Raw genomic sequence first — 14,038 nt, forward strand, 5'->3', positions numbered from 1 at the left:
GCATATACATCAATTTATTTTTCATATTTCAATAAAGCCATTTGAGAAGAACTTAAGCAAGCTGTGCTGGAGAATTTACTTAATAAAGATAAGATAAAATTGATATTCTAAATGAAATCCTTTAATTGGTAAATACTCTTCATAATAATATCGGCTTCAATTTCGGACTCTTCGTACATGTCTCGAGTTGTCTCTCCACTTAATACTAATACAGAAGTAATATCTGTGTTTTTCGTCATTAATATGTCCGTATATAGTCTATCGCCAATCATAACCATTTCAGACATCTTAATGTTATCTTTATTGGCAACATACTGTATGCCTTGCAATCCGGGTTTACCGAAAGTTTTCTGTGGGACAAACCCACTTGTTAACCTAATTAATTCAATAAACGTCCCTATATCTGGTATACTGTATCCTAATTCGGTAGGACATACAACATCTGTATGTGTAGCATAATATGGTAATCCTCTATGAACTAATTCTGTTAATTTTAGTAACTTATTGTAGGTTATGTCCGTATCATAAGTTAGTAAAAGTCCCTGTGGGCTTTTATCATCATAAATAAGACCAACACTGGCTAAATAGGCATCAACTTCCTTATTAGCTACCCAATAAATACGAGTTAAGTTCTTCTCCCTAAAGAATTGAATTGCTAAGTCCAGCGAACTAATAACGTTAATATTGTCAGATAAACCCAAATTAATTAATTTATCCATGTAATAATCTGGTGTTTTGGAAGAATTATTCGTCATTATATAAATATTCTTATTTTTTACTGTTAATTGTTTAATAAAATCCCTAGCCCCCTCAATTAACATATCTCCCAAAGATAAAGTTCCGTCTAAATCCAATATATAAGTACTTTTACTGGGCAAGTCCTCAAGGAGGGGATTAAATAATGTCTCTGCTTCTAATAAATCCTCATAGTTGTCAATTTCATACCATTTTCGACCATTGATATTCATAGGATAGACTCTCATCTTTACTGAATTCATCAGGGTGTCCAATAATGTTTCTGTCCACTCATTCCGATGATTTTTTCTTTCTATTACTTCTATTAAATTATCTGCCAAAGTTTTGACATCATCAGCATTGAATTTATATATATCTATTGAACATCCGTATGATTCATTTTCATCAATCAGTTTCGATATATTACGAATAGTACCATCTGTTCGAACGGTTACTTTCATAGACTCCTCTAAATATCTGTCATTATCAACACATATAACACTATCTTTATGAGATAATGCGTCTCCAATAATACTACTTTCATAAACAATATCAGCATTCATCAAAATCACATCTTCGTTAAGATGCTCTCTCGCTAGATACAAGGTATATAGGTTATTAGTTGTCTCAAACTCATGATTTTCTACAAAGGTGAAATTTAACAATGGATATTCAGTTTTACAAAAATTTATTATTTCTCTTGATTCAAAACCGGTACATACCACAATTTCAATTATATGGTTTTCCATTAATGAATCAATGATATATTTCAACATTGGTTTTCTGTTTACTTCCACTAACGTTTTCGGCTTTTTGTTCGTCATTGGCCTAAGTCGAGATCCGATCCCAGCTGCAAGAATAATTGCTTTCATTGTTGCCTCCACTATTTTATTGATTGACCTTAGCTAAATATCCATTTTCTATTGAGATAATGATATAATTAGTTGCCAAACTCTTTCTGAAGATAAAGAATCCTGGTAATGATGCACTTTATCTTTTATTCTTTTTCTTTCACATTTATAATACTCTTTATTTTTCTCATAATTCATTATTTCATTTTGCAGGGTTTGCTGTGTTAGTACTTTCGGTCCTGGAGTCCACTCTTCATATGGATTTAATAAAAATCCCCGTTCATCCTTGTACTCTTCTAGGTCAACTGGAGTAAAAATAATTGGTTTATCAAGTAAAAGGAAATCAAAATAGACAGAGGAATAATCTGTTATTAATACTTCCGCTGCTCCTAGTACTTCATAAAAATCAATGAACTCATCGAGTAATTTCTCAGATGGAAAAATAGTAATATTTGAACTCATTTCTGAATACAATTCCAGATTCCTTTTAAAAATAGGGTGTGACTTAACAATGAGTTCATAGTTATTGTCTTCCAGAAATCGAATTAGCGAGGAACTATCAAAATCAATAAAGTCAAAAATTTTATAACTTTCATCTCCTTTACTTGTTTGATCAGATTGACGAAATGTTGGCATATAAATGATGAATTTTTGCCCCTCATCCTCCTTATTTAATATCTTAAATAACCTTTCTCTACTGTTAGGATTAAACAGTAAGTCATTTCTTGGTGCACCTGTAACAACATATTTTTCTGGAGTAACTCTTAAACACTTATTTACAATATTGCTATACAAATCTGAGTAAGAGGCTAAATAATCTATCTGTCTCCAATATTGCTCAATCGTATTTTTATCAGAGAAAAAGGGATCTTCAAAGAACATCTTCTTTAGTGGAAATCCGTGCCATAAATCAATGACTAGCTTGTTTGGATCAAAGCTATACTTACTAAATGCATACTCCATATTGGTGGTAACAACTATATCACTTTCTGAAACCTTTTGAACGTAGCTATTTGTCATTTTATTCCCAGAAGCCATTTCCACTTGATAGTGATCACTTATAAACGATGGTATTTTTTTAAACATTGCCAAAGAATTACTTCCACTAAACTCCCTATATGTTAAAAGTATCTTAGGCTTTCTACTTTTAATGACTTTTGTCTGTTTTTGTACCTGATTCAAATACACAACTTCATCGATAACCCACTTATTACTCGACTTTTTCATGATAGCTTGATACAAATGATTTTCTTTCTTTATTGCTATTTGGAAGCTAACTTTTGCATAATTCATAAACTGGTTTAATAATCTGACACGTGGATAACAAACAAAAAACAGGTCAAAAGAAAGATTCAAGTTATATTGTACAAAGTTATCAATACTACTTGTAAAAGCATCTAAAATATTATTCCTTTCTAGTAATCTTTGATGATTATTCAGGGAAGCAACTTGCATCTTATCCCTAATCAATTTGACTAACTGAATATATAATCTTTGATTTTCAGTATTAAAATATTTTATGTATTCTTGCCCTAAATCGACAAAGATAGTCTTAAAACTACTTGTACCTAAGATAAGAAAATCATCAAGATCTTCTATCCAATTAATAAGTAATATGATGGACTCTTTCAACTTCGAGAAGTTGTTTAATAAGATGGACCCTTCAAAGATATATCTAATACTCCCTTGAACAACTCTACTTAAGTAATACAAAAGGAAAACATTTCGTTCATCATCTATAACTTCATCAACGTACTTTCTCCCTAACTCAAAAGAACTAAAGATATAATTTAAGTGAGTGATTGGATCTTTTATCGCTTTTTGCGACAACGAATCAGTATTTATATCTCTTTTTCTGTAATAGTAAACAATTGACGGAGCTATATAAATCTTCTTAGCATGGGTGTATGAGTATATCATAAAAGGTTGATCTTCAGTATATGTAATCTCTTTAGGAAAAAAAAGATTTGCAATCAAATCTTTTTTAAACAGCTTACCCCAACAAAAGAAATTAAAAAGTACTTCTGGATTTGTAAAAGTAAATATTCTACCTTTACTAGAGAGACTAGGAAATCTGTTATATATGCCGGGGAGCGAGGTTCCCTTGCTTGAAAAGTTTTTATACATACCTACAACAAGATCAGAGTCATTTTCTATTGCTAGTAAGTACATATTTTCTACTGCTTGCTTAGTCATTAAATCATCGGGGTCAACGAAAGTGATATAAGACCCCTTTGCCTTCCGGAGACCAGCATTTCTGGCTGCTGATACCCCTTGATTAATGCCCTGCGTGATAATTTCAATCCTTGAATCCTTGTTTGCATAGGCACTTGCAATTTCTAGTGTCCGATCTGTTGATGCATCATCAATTAAGATTATTTCGGTGTTCTTATATGTCTGGTTTAATATGGAATTAAGGGTTTTCTCTAAATAACTTTCAACATTGTACATTGGTACAATAATACTAATCAAATCTTGTGCCATTTTATCCTCCCGACCAATGTTTCAACTAGTCTGATAACTGATTCAACCAGTCTGATAACGAGTATTTCAATTTCATCTCGGTTAGTAAAGCTTCTTTTTCAACTGAATTACCAGTTTCTTCATAAAGAAAATAAAGTTTTTCATATATTGATAAAGAATTTCCATATTTCAGAGCCCTCTTATATGTGTTAATGGCATCTTCATACCTATTTAAGCGCACATAACAATCGGCTAATAACTTGAGGCCTTCCTTGCTATTCGGGTAACTACTTAATAGGTTAAGCGAGACCGTTTCAGCCATATTAACATGCCCTGCTTCAAACAATTCCTTAGCAAATAATATTCTGATACTTTGCTGTTGATTATTTGCTAAATACTTCGAATATATATAATCAAAATCATCTAACTCCATCATATCTATTAATCTCATATTTATATTAACTAAATATTCCAGCAATAGATTAGATAATTCTTTTTGTGTAATACTATCCCGTTTAATTAGCCTCTTTAAAGTCGATTTATCTTTTTTATTCAATTTTAAACTAGTAAGCTTATCAACTAAACTATCATCTCTTCTAACGTAGCAAAGTGAGATGACATCAAGGTAATTTACTTGCGGGATAATATCTAACTGGGACCAAAATTCAAAGGGATACTCATAATTATTATTCAATGTTTCCGCAACAGCCTGAATTCTTCCATTCACATTTAAGCTATATTCATCTATGTAATATTTAAGTAAAGGGTTCCTAGTATTATAAAGAGAAATTAATAAGGTATTTAAATCCCTATCATTGTTAATCGGATAAATAGCATTTAAGGTATTAACAATGTCACTCTTAGGAATTCCAGTTTTTTTCACAACTTCAAAATACCTTACTAAAGCTGGAGCATAGTGCTTATGTTCTTGAATGACCTCAACAATCTCTTCAAAGGACTTTAACAAATCCCCACGCTCTTCATATACTTCAGAAAGCTTTAACTTAGGTATGTAACTACCTGTACCTTCAGTTATTTCATAGCCATACTCAACTATGTTTAGACAGTGTTTAAACATCATCTCTGCATCCTGAAAATATCCATAATAAAAATATATGAGCCCTTTAGTTAACCAAAGTTGGCTTTGATTTTGAAAAAGAGTAATGGCACTACTAATTACTTTTAGCCCATCATCAAATCTTCTTAGTTCCATTAAACTGAGAGCCAATTTATTTAATAAATCGGGTAGATAACTCTTACTATTATCTAATTGATAAGATTTCTTAAAGTTATGTTGAGCTTTCTCATACATACCAAGGTCAAATTGCGCTCGTGCTAGGTTATAAAGGTTATATGCAGTCGGATGTTCTTTCGACTCAACTTCAATAATCTTTATATTTCTTATTTTTTTATTTTTATCATTTAGAACACCCTCTAGGTACCCATCATGATGGATTACAATAGGTATCTCTCTTGTAATTACTTCTGGAAAGTGATCGATATTTATATGTTCATGAAGCTTCCCCTCATAAGATAATCCAGTTGCTTTTTTAAACATGCGATATGCTTGGTGAGTATAACTTCCACCATTACTAAGGTGATTTTTTATATTAAATAGGAAACAATCTGCCTTACCTTTTAAATACCTCTTTAATTCAGGTGCCTCTTTTATGTATTCGTCTGCATCCATTATCAAAATGTATTCGGAAGTGGCTTGTGCAATTGAATAATTTCTTGCATCAGAGAAGTTATTTGTCCAATTAAAAGTAAATAACTTTTCTGTAAATCTTTTCGCAATTTCTAGTGTTCCATCCGTAGAACCAGTATCAACAATTATGATTTCATCTACATAATCCTTTACACTAGTTAAGCATTTTTCGAGTCTTTCTTCCTCATTTTTAACAATCATGCACAACGATAATGTTCTATTATTTATTAACAAATTTCACACCCCATTTTACATAGAAAATATACTTAAAAGGTAGTAAAGTTCTAATTATTCTTTTATTCTAATATAATCACTATTAAAATGAGAGAGACCCACCATTATGGGGTCTCTCTTCAACAAATATCATATAATTAACGAAAATTAACGAAGTAACTGTAAGACGCCCTGCGGTTGTTGATTTGCTTGAGCTAGCATAGCTTGGGCAGCTTGGGAAAGAATTGAGTTTTTAGTTTGTTCCATCATTTCCTTGGCCATGTCAACATCTCTAATGCGAGATTCTGCAGCTGTTAAATTTTCAGAAGCATTATCAAGGTTAGTAATAGTATGTTCTAAACGGTTTTGCATAGCACCAAGATATGCGCGCCCTTCCGAAACAGTTTTTGTTAAATCATCTAACGTTTTAATAGCATCTGCCGCACCGGCTTGAGTACTAATATCTGCAGCCTTAGCTCGAGCAGTTACACCCGTAGAAGCTGTGCTTAAGTTAACTCCTTCAGTAGTTAAATCAAGCTCAATAATGTCGTCTTTGTTAGCACCTACTTGAAGTTGAAGTTTACCGCTAGAGTTAACACCTGATGCACCACCTTTGAATAGGCTTTGTGTATTGAAGGTAGTTTTATCTTGAATTCTTTCGATTTCTTTACCTAATTCTTCAAACTCGGCTTGTAAAGCATCTCTATCTTGTGTAACATTTGTATCATTTGAAGATTGTACCGCTAATTCTCTCATACGTTGAAGAATTGCATGTGTTTCATTTAATCCACCTTCAGCCGTTTGTATCAAAGAAATACCGTCCTGTGAATTTTTTGATGCCATATCCAACCCACGAATCTGCCCACGCATTTTCTCAGAAATTGCAAGACCAGCTGCATCATCTCCAGCTTTGTTAATTCGAAGACCTGAAGACAATTTTTCCATTGATTTTGATTGATTAGTAGCTGCACTGTTCAACTGACGGTGCGTGTTAAGTGCTGCGATATTGTGATTAATTCTCATTATTAGTTCCTCCTTGGAATATGTTGCTCACGTCCTTGTGAGCAGTGTCATGATATGTACTCAAGAGAATCGGGCCGGCCGAACCCCTTTTTCTTGCTTACATAGTTAGTATCGGAATAGATCGGAAATGTTTAATAGATTTCTATTAATTTTTTAAAATTTATTTTGAATCTAGTCTTTTTTGTTTTTGAAGATGTCTATGTTTTTTATTACTGCTTCTGTGTTGGATTCAGAGATGTCTTGTCTTAGTTCGCCGCGAATGACGTCGATATTTCTTGGGGCGCGGATTCCTACTTTCACTTGTTCTCCTTTTACTTCGGAGATGACGATTTCTACGTCTTCGCCGATCCATATTGTTTCTCCGGCTTTTCGAGATAATACTAGCATTTGCTCACCCCTTTTGGCTTTCTGATGAGATGAGGTGTCGAATTGCATATGATTCTTCGTTTAGAATGACTTGCTTTGCTTTTTGGTTTGTTGTATTGAATATGATTGGCGCTTTTAAGTTGATCGTCGATTGTGCGATTGTTTCTTTCAACGAAACTATTGCGAGAACAGCGACTTCTTTTTCGTCTTGAATTTGAAGTGAATACACTGTTGCTTCGTCCAGTTCAAAGCTATAGTCGGTTGTAATTGTATATGGGTTCGTTACGATAAATGCTAACTCTACCGTTTGAACAGATTGCAAAACATGAAAAGCATCGTTATTTTCAATTGGAAGTAGGACGAAATTTCTTTCTTTTTCGAAACCGGGAATTCCATGTTCAAATGTAATAAAGCTTTTGGAATCTGTTTCTACTTCGCCCATATAAGCTGTTTTAAGTTTCATATTGGTTTACTCCTTCGTTACTGTTATACAAGCCAATCTATTTGAAGTGATGCGTGCTGTTGCATTTCTACTGATACTTTTCCAGGTGTGTATGTATGAATTGGTTTATTTATTTTTGAATTGTTGATCACTTGCTGTGGTTCTACTTTGATGTCTACACTGCCTGGTTCAAAGTTAACTTTGACACTCCCGTGAGATGGGATAAATTTAATGCTTAATGATGAATACGGTTGTCTGCCTGTTTGTTTGGCTTGACTACTTATCGGGCTTCCTCCGTTTTCGATGCGCATCAGTTCATTTCCTTCTTGTGCACGCCGACCTGTCCCGTCTAGTGCTGTTTGTTTACTGTATTGTGCAACTTCAGCGACTCTTCTGCTGGAGCTCTTTAAATCTAAATCGGCTCTTGCTTGTTCTGTATCTATTGTAAGTTGTGGTTTTGTCGTTTCCATTGTCTGTATCGCTTTAGGCTGTTGGAGGTCTAAAGTTGCGCTTGGTTGCACAATTTGCTGGACCGGTTTTTGTATGTTCAATCCGATTTGTGCTTTTGTTGAATGGACTTGGAGTTTGGGGATGTTCACAATTGCACTCTCCTTTAAAGAAAGCGCTTGGAACATATTGTCCAAACGCTTTTTATTATCTTAAAAAGTCTACTAATGAAGGTTGAATAATTCTTGCCCCTACGGATAATGCTGCACGGTGAACTGATTCTTGTGTAATCATTTCTGTAATTGCTTTTTCGTAATCGATGTCTTCATTTTCAGACATTTGTTTCGTTGCAATTACTGATTGGGATTGCAGACGATCGTCCATTAGTTCTACACGATTTTGGCGTGCGCCTATATCAGCCCGAGTTGTTAGTAGATCATTCATTTGATCATCTATTTCCCCAATAGCAGACCCAAAATCTATTGTTCCATCTTTTATTTTCTGGAACATTTGGTCGATGTTTTTAAATAAATCAATTGCATTTGTGTTAACTTTCATGTTTATTCCATCAAATACTTCAATCTCAACTTTTTTTTGAAAAGATGTTGGGTTAGCTAAATCTGCACTAGTAGTTGGAAAACCACTTACACCATGGATAGTTGTATCATATAAAGGAGTCGTTGTTTTAGTGCCACTAAATATATATTTGTCGCCCACTTTTGTGTTGGCGATGTTTTGAATATGTTGTCTTAGTTGGTCTAACTCTGCCTTAATTTTCTCTTGGTCTTCTGGGGTTGTCGTTCCGTTTGCAGCTTGGATTGCAAGTTCGTTTGCACGGTGCATAGCTGAACCTACTTTATCTAAAGCATCATCTGAACTATCAAGCCAGTTGTTTACTTCTCCTATATTACGTTGAAATTGTTCTACTTTATCTAATGCTGTACGGTAGCCGATACCTTTCATCGCTACTACTGGGTCGTCAGATGGACGGTTGACTTTTTTACCGGTTGTTATTTGGTCTTGGAGTTTTCCCATTTTGTTATAGCTAGTTGATAAGTTACGAAGCATATTGTTTGATAGCATTGATTGGGTTACGCGCATATTTAGTACCCCCTATTATAGTCCTACACGGCCCATGCCGTTGATAATTTTATCTAATGTTTCGTCGATTACAGTAATCATTCGTGCATTTGCGTTGTATGCTTGTTGGAATGTGATCATATTGGTCATTTCTTCGTCTAATGATACAGAGCTTACAGATGCACGGCGTTCTGTTACTGCTTGTTGAAGTGTTGCTGAGTTGAATGCTAGTCTTGCTGCTTGTTGACCGTCTACACCAAGCTGACCGATTAGTCCTTGGAAGTAAGTTTGCGCACTAACATTACCTAAGTCTGATAGATTAGCAAATTTCATGTTTGCTAGTTTTAATGCAAACTTCCCGTTTCCTGGTTCTGGATTAGCAGGATCAGGTGTTGAGTCTGAGGCAACAATTTTACCAGGGTCATCAATAATATTTTGAGAAACGTAAATATTACTTGCATCTATTGGATTCGCATTACTGCTTACAAAAAATGCCTCTCCTTGTTCACCATATATATTAGATCCCTGTGGATAATCTGCGCTACCATCACCGATATGAATCTTATTAAACTCCTCTGCAAATGCTTTCGCCATTGAGTTTAATTTAGTAATCATATCAGGGAAAAGACCTTTTTTATCTGGCGTTGCAGTATCATCCATATACCCATATGAATTAACTAAAGATTTTAATTTTCCTAAATCACTAAAAGTAGTAATATCTTGCATTACGGCTGCTCCAGCATCAGTCCAATCATTATTAAGGGAAACATCATCACCATTAGAGTCAATTCGCACGATATGGAAGCCTTCGATTGCAGTTTTTGGTGTCACACCATCAGATTCACTTGCACCAGAATTACGAAGCTGGGCGAAGTCTTTTCCATCCACTAACTTCAAAGAATCGCCGTTTTTTAATTTCAAAGTAACTGTTACAGATCCATCTGCAATTTTTAGTGCATTACCGCCAGAAGGAACATTATTCGTTTCTATTGGGAAGTACGTGGACAATTCATCTAGTAACGTGTCGCGAGCATCGTACAAATCGTTTGGCATATAGCCGTTTGGTTCGATTGCTTGAATTTGTTCGTTGATATTTGCGATTTGTTCTAAGATGGAGTTCACATCTTTCAAAGAAATACCGATTTCTTTCCCAGCGTTATCTTGAATTTGAGAAATTGATTTGGACAAGTAGTTAAAGGAATCCGCTACTGCAATCCCACGTTGTACAACTACTGCTCGTGCGCCACCGTTTTCAGGGTTTACACTTAAATCTTGTAGTGATTTCCAAAATTCATCCATCGATTTAGCTAAACCGTAATCGGAAGGTTCATTTAGCACGTCTTCCATTTGCGTGATTGCTTGGGATCTTGATTCCCAGTAGCCTAGTTTGTTGGATTCTTGACGGAATTGATTGTCAACGAAAGAATCGCGGATTCGTTGTACCGAGTGCGCTTGCACACCAGTTCCTATGTGACCTGGAATTTTCGGTGCATTTAAACCTGTCCCAGGATAACCTAATGTCGCTTCCATATTGACACGTTGACGTGAGTAACCTAGTGTGTTGGCGTTGGAAATATTATGTCCAGTTGTGTATAGGGCGGACTGTTGTGTCGTCAATCCGCGTTTACTTGCTTCTAGTCCCATAAATGTGGAGCCCATGGGTTCGCCTCCTTATGCTTGTGAATCGAAGTAGGATTTGCCTTTGGAAGGTACTTGTACTTCGGATTTTGAATAGTTTATTTGATCTGATTTTGGTCGTAATGTATCTAATGTTAAGTTGACGAACTGAAGAGATTGTAGAGTCAACTTTTGGTTTAGGTCGTTTTGGTGTTTGAGTGTTTCTAGTGTTAAGAGTAGCTTGTTGCGTGCTGCTCCTAGCTGCTCTTTTTCTTCGTTTGTGTTGGTATTTTCTAAGACAAGTGCAACAGTTGGGTTGTCAGTAGGAGCAATTCCTTTTGCTCGAAGGTAATCCGTTACCTCTGTTTGACGCTGTTGTTCCAGCTGAGAAATGCCTGCTACGTGCGCCTGCTCGTCCTTGAGCAGTTGGTTAAGACTGTCCATGTCCCCTGTTTTGATTGCTTCTGTTTTTTTGTATGCAATTTCTAGTAAACTTTTGTGTAGCATGTCAAGTTTCGCTAGAGATTGCAAAATCTTTTCGATGGACATGTTTTTAATCTCCTTTTTACATGCGGTAATAATTGAGGATGTTCGATGCTAGTTTTTTTGCATCTACTTTGTATGTGCCCGCATCGATTTCCGCTTTGATCGCCGCAACTCGTTCTGCTTGATTTACCTCGATTGGAGATTTTGTTTGCATGCTTTTTGCTGCGGATGAGATTTCTAGTTGATCGGTAGTTGGTTTCGCCACCTGTTGTGCTTTTTCAACTTGTTGTTGGTTGCGTTTGTATGGATTTACTTGGTTAACACCGATGTTTGTGATCTTCATAATGTTATGTCCTCCCTTCTTCGATAAAAGTGTCTACCTTTTATTTCGGTTTGATCTGCAAAGTGTTTAGAGTTTTTTTATATTCACGAAAAAACTCCCACATATAGTGAGAGTTATTTATAGTCCTTATGGTATGTACTTTCTTGGTTGTTTACTTTTTCACGGAATTCTTGTGCTGCTTCGAATTGGCGAAGGCTTGTTTTTAGTTCTTCTGTACAGCTTGTGCATAGTTTTCCTTGTGTTGTTAGTTTACCACAGTTATCGCATGGGTAGCCAAGGTTTGGGAACATAGCTGGTTGCAAACGTCCTTTTCGTACCCATTTGTGTAGTAGTGATTCTTCTACGCCTGTTGCTTCGACGATCCGTTCGACGGTTGCGGCACGATTTTCTCGTTTACGCAGGAAGCGGTAGACCGTTTCGTATAGTTTTTCTTCGTTCATGGCACAGTTATTGCAAACGTCTCTAATGCCTGTATAGTTAAAAAAGTCGCCGCAAGATGGGCAATTTTTTAGTTCTCCCATGAGGATCCCTCCAAGTTCAGTTATTCCTCTTTTATATCGGCGGTTTATCCTTTTATTAAAGTAATCGCATCTACTCTTGTTGCTCCTGCGTCTTTTAATAGTTTTGCGGCGTGGTGGATGGTTGCGCCCGTTGTGTAAATATCATCGAATAAAATATAGTTACGTGCTTCTATTCTAGCCGTGACTTCAAAAAGCGGACTCGCTTCTAAACGTTCCTTTCGTGTCTTTTTTCCTTGTTCACTTGTAGCTGTTTTGGCAAGCATATGTTGAAAAGGAATGCCTGCACTATTTAGCAGCTCATCGACTTGGGCAAATGTTCGTTTGACTAGTTTTTCTGGGTGCATCGGGATTGGGACGACGCTGCCTTCTTTTCCTTCAAATGCTTCGTGCAATGTTTTAGCAAATACTTGGGCAAGTGCTACGTCTTGTAAAAACTTGTATTGATGCAAATAGCTTTTCATCGCTTCGTTATACGAATAAAGTGCTGTGATCGCATCAACTGCTCCCTCGTAGACTGTGCCCTGAAAGTCATTGAACTCTATCGTTGCATCTGATTTCGTAAATTTACTATAACATCTGCTACATGTAGAGGACTCTTTTTCATATACAAATAGCAATCTCCATGTCGGGGTTGGTTGGAATGCAGTTCCACAAATCAAGCAATTCATGAACGGTTCCACCCTTCGATTGCAGCTTGTGCTTTGTCCATTTCACGTGAGATGCCGTGATGGAAAAAGACGATGTCACCAGTCGGGTATTGAAAGGAACGTCCGACTCGACCGCTTATTTGGATAAGCGCGCTTGATGTGAAGATCTTTTGTTCCGCTCCAACGACCGCTACGTGTACGTTTTCGATTGTTATGCCACGTTCTAGAATGGTTGTTGTGAGTAAGCCAGGGATTTTCTTTTCTCGGAGCTTCATAACGAGTTCTTTTCTATCTGGATGTTCTGCGTGTACCCTTGGTAGATCTCCAGGAAAGTTTTCGAGCATTTCAATCGTTGGTAAGAATACGAGGAATGGGGTGCTCGTATTTGTTTTTTCTTCAATCCATTGTTGCAGTTTGATTGGGACTTTTCCTTTGTTTAGTTGCCTTGCGTAGCCCCATAGACTGTCGAATCTAGGAACGGGTAGGTCATGTCCGTGATATCTTCGTGAAAGTATAGATTGATTGGTCGTTTGAAGTGTTTTCGTTGGTGTTGCGGTGACGTAGTGAATGGCTGCGTCTTGTTTTGCCGCTTTTTTCACTGCTCGCTGTAGCGTTTCATCTGCGTAATATGGAAAGGCGTCAGCCTCGTCGACAAATACGACGTCGAATGCTTGTTCAAAACGGTAAAGTTGATGTGTCGTTGCAAGTATGAGTTCAGCGAATCCTTCTTGGTCTGGTGCTCCGCCATATAGAGCATGTATAGTGGTTTTTGGAAATACTTTTTGAAATCGTGGGAATAGTTCTAGGATGACATCGGTTCTTGGAGCTGCTACGCATACTCGTTTCCCTTGCTTTAGGCATTGGAAGATGGATGGAAAGAGTAATTCTGTTTTGCCTGCTCCGCAAACTGCTTGAAGGAGATGTGATTTATTTTGTTCGACACTTGTGAGTAGTTCTTCGCTTGCTTTTTGTTGAAGAGGGGTTAATTGTCCGTTCCATGCAAATTCATGATCGTTCGCGTAGCTCACATGTTCTTTGTTCCAAAGAAGTAACTCGGAGCAACTACTCACCCGACCCATCCGAATGCAGTGGCGGC

The 14,038-nt window shown here is 36.3% G+C and carries 14 protein-coding genes; all 14 read right to left on the reverse strand.

Annotated features, from left to right (window positions below):
• Positions 1–107 precede the first annotated feature (107 nt).
• The gene (locus tag BMZ04_RS02425) at positions 108–1,607 is read right to left on the reverse strand and encodes an HAD-IIA family hydrolase (protein ID WP_093264808.1); all 1,500 of its coding nucleotides are present in this window, start codon (positions 1,605–1,607) and stop codon (positions 108–110) included.
• A 48-nt stretch (positions 1,608–1,655) separates the two neighbouring features.
• Entirely contained in the window at positions 1,656–4,070 is a 2,415-nt protein-coding gene (locus tag BMZ04_RS02430) for a bifunctional glycosyltransferase/CDP-glycerol:glycerophosphate glycerophosphotransferase (protein ID WP_093264812.1), read from the reverse strand.
• Positions 4,071–4,095: 25 nt separating this feature from the next.
• Positions 4,096–5,958: a TPR domain-containing glycosyltransferase gene (locus BMZ04_RS02435; protein WP_218145509.1), complete on the reverse strand. Its 1,863-nt coding sequence runs from the start codon at positions 5,956–5,958 to the stop codon at positions 4,096–4,098.
• A gap of 180 nt (positions 5,959–6,138) precedes the next feature.
• Positions 6,139–6,993: a flagellin N-terminal helical domain-containing protein gene (locus BMZ04_RS02440; RefSeq protein ID WP_093264820.1), complete on the reverse strand. Its 855-nt coding sequence runs from the start codon at positions 6,991–6,993 to the stop codon at positions 6,139–6,141.
• 171 nt (positions 6,994–7,164) lie between these two features.
• Complete coding sequence (gene csrA / locus BMZ04_RS02445; protein WP_093264824.1) at positions 7,165–7,380, reverse strand: carbon storage regulator CsrA; 216 nt, start codon at positions 7,378–7,380, stop codon at positions 7,165–7,167.
• A 4-nt stretch (positions 7,381–7,384) separates the two neighbouring features.
• Positions 7,385–7,822: a flagellar assembly protein FliW gene (gene fliW, locus BMZ04_RS02450; RefSeq protein ID WP_093264827.1), complete on the reverse strand. Its 438-nt coding sequence runs from the start codon at positions 7,820–7,822 to the stop codon at positions 7,385–7,387.
• Between the two features lie 23 nt (positions 7,823–7,845).
• A complete protein-coding gene (locus BMZ04_RS02455; RefSeq protein WP_093264830.1) occupies positions 7,846–8,400 on the reverse strand; it encodes a DUF6470 family protein in 555 nt (184 codons plus the stop codon).
• A 55-nt stretch (positions 8,401–8,455) separates the two neighbouring features.
• Positions 8,456–9,349 (reverse strand): flagellar hook-associated protein FlgL, encoded by an 894-nt coding sequence (gene flgL / locus BMZ04_RS02460; protein ID WP_093264833.1) that lies wholly within the window; start codon positions 9,347–9,349, stop codon positions 8,456–8,458.
• Between the two features lie 15 nt (positions 9,350–9,364).
• Positions 9,365–10,987, reverse strand: a complete 1,623-nt coding sequence (gene flgK, locus BMZ04_RS02465; RefSeq protein WP_093264835.1) for a flagellar hook-associated protein FlgK — start codon at positions 10,985–10,987, stop codon at positions 9,365–9,367.
• 12 nt (positions 10,988–10,999) lie between these two features.
• Positions 11,000–11,494 (reverse strand): flagellar protein FlgN, encoded by a 495-nt coding sequence (locus tag BMZ04_RS02470; protein WP_093264838.1) that lies wholly within the window; start codon positions 11,492–11,494, stop codon positions 11,000–11,002.
• Between the two features lie 16 nt (positions 11,495–11,510).
• On the reverse strand, positions 11,511–11,774 hold the full coding sequence (flgM, locus tag BMZ04_RS02475; protein WP_093264841.1) for a flagellar biosynthesis anti-sigma factor FlgM: 264 nt from the start codon (positions 11,772–11,774) through the stop codon (positions 11,511–11,513).
• 113 nt (positions 11,775–11,887) lie between these two features.
• Positions 11,888–12,295 (reverse strand): TIGR03826 family flagellar region protein, encoded by a 408-nt coding sequence (locus BMZ04_RS02480; RefSeq protein ID WP_093264844.1) that lies wholly within the window; start codon positions 12,293–12,295, stop codon positions 11,888–11,890.
• A gap of 44 nt (positions 12,296–12,339) precedes the next feature.
• Entirely contained in the window at positions 12,340–12,963 is a 624-nt protein-coding gene (locus BMZ04_RS02485) for a ComF family protein (RefSeq protein ID WP_093264847.1), read from the reverse strand.
• Positions 12,960–14,021, reverse strand: a complete 1,062-nt coding sequence (locus tag BMZ04_RS02490; protein WP_369802614.1) for an ATP-dependent helicase ComFA — start codon at positions 14,019–14,021, stop codon at positions 12,960–12,962. The genes BMZ04_RS02485 and BMZ04_RS02490 overlap by 4 nt, the downstream gene beginning before the upstream one ends.
• Between the last annotated feature and the right edge of the window lie 17 nt (positions 14,022–14,038).

Origin of the sequence: Psychrobacillus sp. OK032 (assembly GCF_900111345.1) — a bacterium.
Taxonomy (GTDB): Bacteria; Bacillota; Bacilli; order Bacillales_A; family Planococcaceae; genus Psychrobacillus.